The sequence below is a fragment of the Candidatus Gorgyraea atricola genome, from assembly GCA_030765235.1.
Taxonomy (GTDB): domain Bacteria; phylum Omnitrophota; class Gorgyraeia; order Gorgyraeales; family Gorgyraeaceae; genus Gorgyraea; species Gorgyraea atricola.
The window spans coordinates 76032-84756 of sequence record JAVCCW010000021.1 but is presented as its reverse complement, the minus strand read 5'-3'; the positions used below and the strand labels follow the sequence as shown (position 1 = coordinate 84756).

9 protein-coding genes are annotated in these 8725 nt (G+C 43.0%); all 9 read right to left on the bottom strand.

Annotated features, from left to right (window positions below):
• Window positions 1–935 precede the first annotated feature (935 nt).
• A complete protein-coding gene (locus tag P9L93_04715; GenBank protein ID MDP8230390.1) occupies window positions 936–2057 on the bottom strand; it encodes a 6-phosphofructokinase in 1122 nt (373 codons plus the stop codon).
• A 51-nt stretch (window positions 2058–2108) separates the two neighbouring features.
• Complete coding sequence (locus tag P9L93_04710; GenBank protein MDP8230389.1) at window positions 2109–2465, bottom strand: methyl-accepting chemotaxis protein; 357 nt, start codon at window positions 2463–2465, stop codon at window positions 2109–2111.
• 153 nt (window positions 2466–2618) lie between these two features.
• On the bottom strand, window positions 2619–2984 hold the full coding sequence (locus tag P9L93_04705; protein MDP8230388.1) for a hypothetical protein: 366 nt from the start codon (window positions 2982–2984) through the stop codon (window positions 2619–2621).
• 45 nt (window positions 2985–3029) lie between these two features.
• Window positions 3030–3410, bottom strand: coding sequence for a hypothetical protein (locus tag P9L93_04700; GenBank protein ID MDP8230387.1), 381 nt, complete (start codon window positions 3408–3410; stop codon window positions 3030–3032).
• A complete protein-coding gene (locus P9L93_04695; protein ID MDP8230386.1) occupies window positions 3407–4192 on the bottom strand; it encodes a thermonuclease family protein in 786 nt (261 codons plus the stop codon). The genes P9L93_04700 and P9L93_04695 overlap by 4 nt, the downstream gene beginning before the upstream one ends.
• An 11-nt stretch (window positions 4193–4203) precedes the next feature.
• Entirely contained in the window at window positions 4204–6222 is a 2019-nt protein-coding gene (locus P9L93_04690) for a hypothetical protein (protein ID MDP8230385.1), read from the bottom strand.
• Window positions 6223–6277: 55 nt separating this feature from the next.
• Complete coding sequence (locus P9L93_04685) at window positions 6278–6712, bottom strand: hypothetical protein (GenBank protein ID MDP8230384.1); 435 nt, start codon at window positions 6710–6712, stop codon at window positions 6278–6280.
• The gene (locus tag P9L93_04680) at window positions 6709–8220 is read right to left on the bottom strand and encodes a pilus assembly PilX N-terminal domain-containing protein (GenBank protein MDP8230383.1); all 1512 of its coding nucleotides are present in this window, start codon (window positions 8218–8220) and stop codon (window positions 6709–6711) included. Before P9L93_04680 ends, P9L93_04685 begins: the two co-directional genes overlap by 4 nt.
• Window positions 8213–8725: a hypothetical protein gene (locus P9L93_04675; protein ID MDP8230382.1), complete on the bottom strand. Its 513-nt coding sequence runs from the start codon at window positions 8723–8725 to the stop codon at window positions 8213–8215. Before P9L93_04675 ends, P9L93_04680 begins: the two co-directional genes overlap by 8 nt.

The following is an 8725-nucleotide window of genomic DNA, read 5'->3' as shown; positions in this document are numbered from 1 at the left end:
TGGTTAAGTAAACAATCGCCTAAAAAATTGATAATTCTCTTTCATTGAATCTCCCCGCTGCCAACGCTGTCCCCGCTGTCCCCGGGACACTTTGAAGAGTAATTCCTGGACAGATTGATGAGGGATTTCCAAAACGGTACAAGAATCTTCTAGCGTGGTTTTTCTTGTTTTTTCCTGTTTGCTTCGTCTTGTGCTTTTTTGGCTGCGTCTACTTGTTTGCTGTGTTTATCTTTATCTTTCTTACCACCTCTATCGCCCATGATATTCCTCCTTTACAATAAGTCTTCACTCATCTCTAATCCTTTGTGACTTATAGATGCATTGTACTCCCTTAACAAGATAAGTCAAAGTATATACATAATGACTGCAGAGCAACATTGAACCAATAAACAAACGAACGATTGTTTATTTAAATGTGGCTCCCCCCAAGACTACGAATTTCGCAACTGGCTACTTAATATAAAAACTGAATATATTCCACCTTTTATGCTTCTTTAGTGGTATAATACAAAAAAAGGAGCAGCCATGAAAGAAATCGCCTCAATTAAAAGAAAGAGAATCTGTAAATTACTTCACTGTAATAGTATTTTAAGTATTTATAACAGTGGGGACTACTGTTATATGCACAAGAGGCTGGGTGCTGATAAAAAATCTCGCCCATTATCCAGCACCAGCATCAATTAACAACCCCCTGAAACTGAAACCCTGTACCAAATTATAGACGTGGGGTCAATAAGAAAAGCCTCGTATCCGTTAGGACACGAGGCTTAAATGACAACTAACCTCTCCGACAAGGTATAGCCGAGTCGCCGAAACGAGCTCGTTTCAGTTGCCACTTATGTTATACCACAAAAATGAGGGCTTGTCAAATGCTGGTACTGGATTCCCGCTGGAGTTTATCCCCGCGAAAGCGGGGGCCGGGAATGACAGGGGGGTTATACTCCAAATGAGGTGCCGACGCTGATGGCGGATTTTATTATGGGGTGTTTTGGGTCTACTCTTCTGAGTGTCTTGATCGCGTCTTTTAAGTCTACTGCCTTTACATCTCTTCCTTTAATAGCGACCATCTTGCCAAAATTTCCCTTGGCTACTAAATCACACGCAAATGAACCGAGGCGTGTCGCGATCATCCTGTCAAACGGCGAAGGGCTCCCGCCTCTCTGAAGATGCCCTAAATTTGTCACCCTTGAATCAAGTCCAGTAATCCTTTCAATATCATTGGCTATCTTATTGCCGATACCGCCCAGACGCACAGGGTCAGTGGAATCCTTTACGACTTTTCTCACGACCATCTTGCCGCCTTTTGGCCGTGCGCCCTCTGAGATAACAACAATACTAAATCTTCTTCCATGGCCATGTCTTTCCAACACCCTCTGGCACACCTTCTTAATGTCATAAGGCATCTCAGGCAATATTATTATATCGCCGCCACCTGCCACGCCTGCGTAAAGCGCGAGCCAGCCAGCATATCTACCCATCACCTCGATCACCATTACCCTGTGATGCGACTGCGCGGTTGTGTGAAGTTTATCTATGGCCTCTGTAGCTGTTATAACAGCGGAGTCAAAACCAATCGTCACATCAGTCGCGGACAAGTCATTATCTATGGTCTTTGGCACCCCGACTAACTTAAGCCCTTTTTTGTAAAGCCTGTATGCAATGTTTAATGTGCCATCCCCGCCTATACACACCAGCGCGTCCAGGCCCATTGACTTAACATTCTTTAAAGCAGCATTAGAGACGTCCCTGAATTTTCCAGATGGGGAACGATGCCTGAAAGGATTTGCTTTATTGGATGAACCGAGAAATGTTCCGCCCTCAGTCAGTATGCCTGAGACGTCGTTATAGGAAAGCAAACTATATCTATTTTCAATAAGGCCAAGATAGCCATCCTTTATGCCAATGACCTCCATGCCATAATTCAGGATAGCTGTCTTTGCAACTGCGCGTATGGCTGCATTCAAGCCAGGGCAATCACCCCCAGCTGTAAGTACGCCTATACGTTTACCCCGTACCCGAGCGAAGCGAGTGGTTCGGGGCTTAATTCCTTTTGGCATGACGTTTACCTTTGCGTTTCTTCTTTTGTTTTGCCCGTCTCTTTTTTCTCGTCATTTTTTCTCCAATCTTTTTTCCATCTCGTCAAGGATCTTATTTATACCCTCAGCAATGGATTTCAATTCATCCTTTTTGCGAAAATTTATCCTCATTGAAAAATTGCCTTTTGCAATATCCTGCAGGTCCTTCTCCAGTCTATAGATAGGTCCTGCCAGCCTGTGCGAGAGGATCAGCGCGCGCCAGGAAATCAGTACAGCCGCCATAATCCCAAACACCAAAACAAAAGGTGATGATTTGAAATAATAAAGTGTTACAAAAAATAACATAAGAGGTAAAACCGTCCACTGTAAAAAAATGCCTATCTGCAATCTCTTATTTATAATGTATCTTTTTCTCTTTAGGTGCGCCATAAGTTACCTCGCTTCGCTCTCTACTTTACACGAATGACCACGAATAAAATTCCGAATTGCCACGAATTTAAAAATACAGTTTACAAGTATTAATTCGTGGTAATTCGATAAAAATTCGTGGAAATTCGTGTATTATTGAAATTATGCCCTCGCTCACATACTCTTCAGTGAAAGCAGTATGCCCCTGTGATATAACTCTATGCGATAATCCTCGATATAGCCATATCTTTCCCTGTACACCATTGGTACACGTATCTCTGTCTTGTGCCAGCCCTTTTTTATATTGCTCTGCCCCGAGCTTGTAAAAGAAAGTTCAGCACCCTTACTGAATATACAGAAAAGCTTGAATACCAGACCGTCTGTCCATTTCTCCTTTGTCTGGTAATTGACCTTGAATATATATCCCTTTGCCGTTCGTATCTTTGACAGACTTTCTATAAAAGAAGATTTTGCAAAAGAAGGGCATGTAAAGGATAAGAAAAATACCACCAGTATTGATATACAAATCACCTTACGCATCTTCTTTTTAGAATTATACTTTGTAGGTGGGCAATAGTCAAGATTTTAGTAACATGACTTTGTGGCAATGAGAACATTGTCTTTATAAAGTTCCACCTTGTATTCCCGCAGAGAGCCATATCTCTTCTTTATTACATCTGCTATGGTGATCCTGGTCTTGTGCCATCCATACTGAATGTTATTCAAGGAACTGCTCACGAATGTAAACTCGCCTTTCTGGAACTTGCAGTGCACTTTAAATAAAAGATTATCTGTCCACTTAGCGCGGGTTTCATAATTTATCAAAATAACATAGCCGCCCATCTTGTGTATCTTCATGGCACCCTTGATAGAGACTGTCTCGGCAAGACAGATTCCTGTCTCCAAAAATAGGGCTACTATAAGAATGGTAACTGTAAATATAAGATTCTTGGCCCTGATGTTCATTGCAATACCTCTATCTGGGAAGAATCGTGAAGTATTATCTCACAGGCGCCCTTGTACTCCTTGATCACGCCATATACCTTGATAGTTTTGTGCCTGAAATAGCTATCCGGCGAACGCATTGCTTCCTTTGGAAAATACTCCAGGTTATTCCTGAATATCGCTACCTTAAAATTATCCCTGCAGTTTAATATCAATACTTTCTCTGAAAGATAGGTGCTGGTAACATCTGCCTCCACCATCCTCACTGTACCTAAGCTTTCCCTGGCCAAAGAGGCAGGGATGATATTTTGTTCCAGGCCCTTCCATAGCCCTCTCTGATCCTCTCTTGCCTCCTGCTGCGCCTTTAAAAACGCCTCAACATATTTTACGTTCGGAGGAAAAGTATATATCATCGCATAACCCTGCCTGACCATTTCAAGATTTACCATTTTGTCCTCTATGTAGACATAGGCAAGCAGGCGATCATACTTATCCCTTTTCTGAACATCAAACTCCAGTGTTACCCTCTTTCCTCCTACAAGTGTTTGATTGAATGCCTTTGCCTCCTCAGCATAGGGCATGGGGTTATAGCTCCAGACAGAACCTTTTTTCTCGCGCGTCTCAGGCGTATCTATGCCTATATACCTTACCTTTTCGCCATTAGAAAGTTCAACAGTATCGCCATCGACTATGTGAGAGACATGTATCCCTTTTTTATAGTCCGATGCTATAATGCCTGATCTGGATATTGAAAAGGCAAGGACTATAAAAACTATTAAACCTATTATTTTCTTATTTTTCATACGAAAGGAATTTATTCCAACATGAGCGGGTTATAGCCATGCTTGGCAAATATTGTATATACTGTGCCGGCAGTTGAACCAGTTCGTGAACCATGCGGCGACCTCCAGCCATGACCTGTATCAACCTTATCATGACTGGCATAAGGCAGGCAACCCTCGCCTCGGCCTATCTTAGAAGGGCTTATAATCACCATCTTTTCTAATTCGGAAAGATAAAACTCCGCCTTCCTTTTATAATACTCCTCTTCTAAAAACTTACTCTTGTCTTTATAGTAGCCTGCCATTATCTTCAACGTTACCACCATCTGTCCTGTCCATTCTGTAGACACGATCCCGCCCCTTGCTAGATGCGCGTATTTTCCAAAATCAAAACCAGTGATCTGAAGACGCTCGCCATCAGGCCTATCATAATAGGTGGTAACAAGACAATTCGTTTCTGCAAAATCTATGATCTGATCAGGGTCCATGCCTGAAGCATCCAAAAGCTCCGGCCCTATTGCCGCGACAGCCCAGGCAAATGTATCTGTGGCAATAGTGGCATCGCCCTTGCCTCTATTCAATCTCCCCTCTGATCTATTGTAGGCGTTTTTCTTGAGCCACTCAAATGTCCTCTGCTGCGCCTCAGAATATTTTTGTCTTTTTGTCATTTTATAAAGCATGCCGAAGAACGCGTACGCGTCCAGATTATGCTCTGTGCTAAACCATTTGAAATTCGGGCCTCCCCTTATGCCAAATTCTCTGTCCTCCTGCTGTAAAGCGATCAGCCACTCGGCTATCTCTTCTGCCAACAGAAGATACTGCTCATCCTTAAACTTCCTGGTATACTGAAGCATTGCAATGCCCAGCCAGATGTTCGGGCCTGCGTGCATATCATACTCCACGACTGACCCTGTTTGCGCATCATAGGCATTTACAAACGCTCCGCTGGTCTTTTTAGCTATATCCTTGTAAAAATCCAGGACCGCTTGAGCCTCATCCTGATCCCCCATTAAAATAAAAGACTGGCACGCGAGTGATTGGTCATAGGTAAAGGCCCAGTCCTTAAGATCCTGATCCCCTTCATAGCTCGCTACAAGACCCGTTTGTTCACTCTGATGATTCTTGATCCATTTATACATATTGGATATGCTTTTCTCCTCTATCGACTCAAATGAAAGAATAATATTCTTCAGGTTCTCCTCCGCTGAAACTCTTTCTTCCCCAAGCTTTGTAATCCTTGTCTTAAAATACTCTGTCTCCTTTGACAGGTCAGTTACCTTTTCAGAAAGCCTTGCCTTTTCAGAAAGCGCCTTTTTTAGTTTTATCTTTGTCTGGACCCTATCCTGCTGAAAATATTCGAGAAGCTCATCCTTTTCCTTAAGCTCTATACTCAGCCTCTTTAATTCCTTAAGCTGGTCCTGATATCCTAGGATCTCATTTTCGTTCTCTGAAAGCGCCTCTTCTATTTCTTTGCGCTCGCTGTCAAAATCTAAGATGCTCTTTTCTAATCTGGATTTTTTTCCGGAGATCTGCACGAGCTGTTTAACTAGATTTCTATTCTCCCTCCTCATATTGAGATCTGATAAAGAAAAATAACCAAGCCCCAGAACCAGACTCAACACAAATATTGTAACTATCCTGGGTGTGAGTAGTAATCTCCTGGCGTGGAAATAGATCCTACTCTGATCCTTTGGATCTATCTGCAGGAATGAAAGGCCGATGAGGTATTTATTAGGATACCCTGATTTTATCTTCTTGTGCCAGGCTATGATAGCCACGGCCTTTGTGTCTTTGCGGCTAAGCGGGGCATGCAGCCGCAGATCCAATCTCGCGCTTTTTTTCTCCAGGATCTTCTCAAAGTCCTCTTCTGTGGTATTTACCTCTAAGCAGATGCCGCCTTTTCCAATATCTCTGGTAAAGCCCTGCTTTATTCCACTGATAGACCCTCCTGTCTGCGGGTCTAAAAATTGAAACTCCACAGGGAATACAGCATTCAGCCTGATATAGCGCCTATTTTCAGCTTGTCCGCCGGGGGTCTTTTTCTTCATCATTTATAGAATATTAACAGCTAGATTTCACTAATGCAAGTAAAATTAGCATACCAGCTTAAGGTTTGGGACGAATGAAAAGGTAGGCTGCTATAAAACCCAGCGCTATTATCAATAAAAAGCTAAGATTTAGCAGGGTCTTTGAAGCAGTCTTCTGGTTACTGGCAGGCTGCTGTGGGATCTCTTTCTCGATCTGCGAAGGGCCTACATAACGAACTCGCTTCTCTTCCGCGTCAGGAGGAAAGGTATCGTAACTTTCAGATTTTTTTTCTTCAACAAATGGGTGAAGATTTTTTTCTCTCTCTTCTCTTAGAGGCACAACAGTCTGCGATATTTCTTGTTTTAACTTTTTTACCTCTTCTATAGACTGCTCTATCTCAGTTGGCTCCAATTCCTCTTCTGTCTCTTCGATAGAAGACGGCATCAGGCCATAGACTGGAACTGGCGCATTAAATAAAAGGAAAAGTATTATAAAGATTGAAAAGATTCTCATTGCCACCATCTGATAACTGCTACTTTCTTGGTGCTGGGTAGATTTAGATCTATTATGCTGCTCCCATCTGTCGCGTATCTGGAATGCAGTCTTTCGTCGTAATTTATAGTAAGGGTATTCCGGTATATAATGGCCTCGTCCCTGGAGACTATCGCGCCATTTACCTGTACACCATTACCTGTCCTTCCAGCAAATGCGTGATTTGTATAAAAAACACCGTCTAGGCGATTTAGAGCGTTGTCCGCGATATCACCGAAATCTCTTACATCATTAGGGCAGTTCGCAAACTCTGTTATTGGCACCTGCGTCTCAACATCTGTCCAGCCATAATCATGATCCCTTACGCCGTCCCCGTCAAGATCCTCGTACTCGCTCTGAAATACGCCATCATCTTCATGCGCGTCATCTGTATCTGGTATAGCATCTTCACCTACATCCTCATCGCCCATATTAAAGAGCCAGTAATTCGAATACCATCTTCCGCCTGTCTCGCCTGTATAATCGCCCATGATAATGCTCTCTCTGGCTGCAAACCCCACAAGATCCTTGTCCTTATGTGCCCTTACCCAATTATCTGTTGCGTTAGGATTATTAGCTGCTGGCCGAGGGCTTGAGGGCGCTCTTCTATATTGAATATCATCTGCCAGGTATACATTGCGGCCAGCATAGATACAGCCCTGGCCTTCAACAACCCCCTTTATTACAACATCGCCTCTTATAACTACTGGGCCGTCGATCACTATTGGCTTTGAATGCGTACCTATTAAAACAAGGTTTCCGTTTTCATCGTCATCATCGCCGAACACACCATCTACCAACCTCACGCCGTTCACTTCAATAGAACCTCCATTGCTGGTCGCTATATTTTCATAATAAGACAGGTCCTCGAGATTTGGCATATCAAGCTTTTCTGAATCAGGGTGTTGATTCTCAGGATCGCCACCAGAACCCCTTATACCCTGTCCACCATCGTCGACCTCATAACCCGCGTATATATCGCCTTCGACCCTGGGCCTGGATCTAAAATCAAATCTGCCGTTTGAACGTACATCTCCGCGAGAAGTAATGCCGCGGCCATAAAACCAGCCCCAATTATTGATAAAATATCCGTAATCAAAGACCTTTGAAGGAGGGTCTTTTTGTATGATCACATTGAGCGTCTTTGTAGAATTTCCCACCTGAACTGTAGAAATGACCTGATACAGGCTACCTCCCAAACTAGTTATTGTAACTGCTATGTTTTGGTCCTCAAGATAATTTGCCGCAGTGCCGCCGCCTTTTAACTGGAATACCTCTGAACTTATAATATTATTATTCTTTACTCTCCAGATCGCCCTTTCTACGCCTGCCTCTGCTAAAAAGAATGCCTTTTGTGTATCTATCTGCCTCTCAGTATATTTTGCCTCATTAGTAGTCATATAGAGATAGGAACTGCCTCCTATAAAAAGGACGCTTAAAAAAGTCATGGCCACGATTAGAGCAAAACCTTTCTTACACATGTCAGACATTCCTCATTTTAATAGATGTACTCATCCCAGACCAATGAGTACCGTAAATAGCGTCTGTATTAAAAAGTCTGAACGTGATCACTACCAGATCTCCTGAAATTTGAAAAAACGGTATTGCGGATTCCATAGAAACATACTGCAGGACGCTGGTCTCATCGCCTGCAATGGATATATCAGGATCATAGATTATATCATTGCCTGAGACATAGTATTCGCTGCTCACATCATCTGCAAGTGTCTCAGGTGTCCTGTTAGGATCAGTGACAAATCTCACCCTGTCTCCACTGTCAAATATTGTGGCGCCTGTTGCTGAGCGAAGATTATCCGCGATCCTGCTAAGCATGATCCTGCCTCTAGACTGAAAGGCTATTTGCGTAAAACCGCCCCTCCAGAGCTTATGGGCAGTCATATAAATCGTGAATATAAGGGCAAAGACCGCCATCATAATGCCCATTGCTACAGTAATTTCAACAAGACTAAGACCTTTTTTGCCCAATCTTCTCAT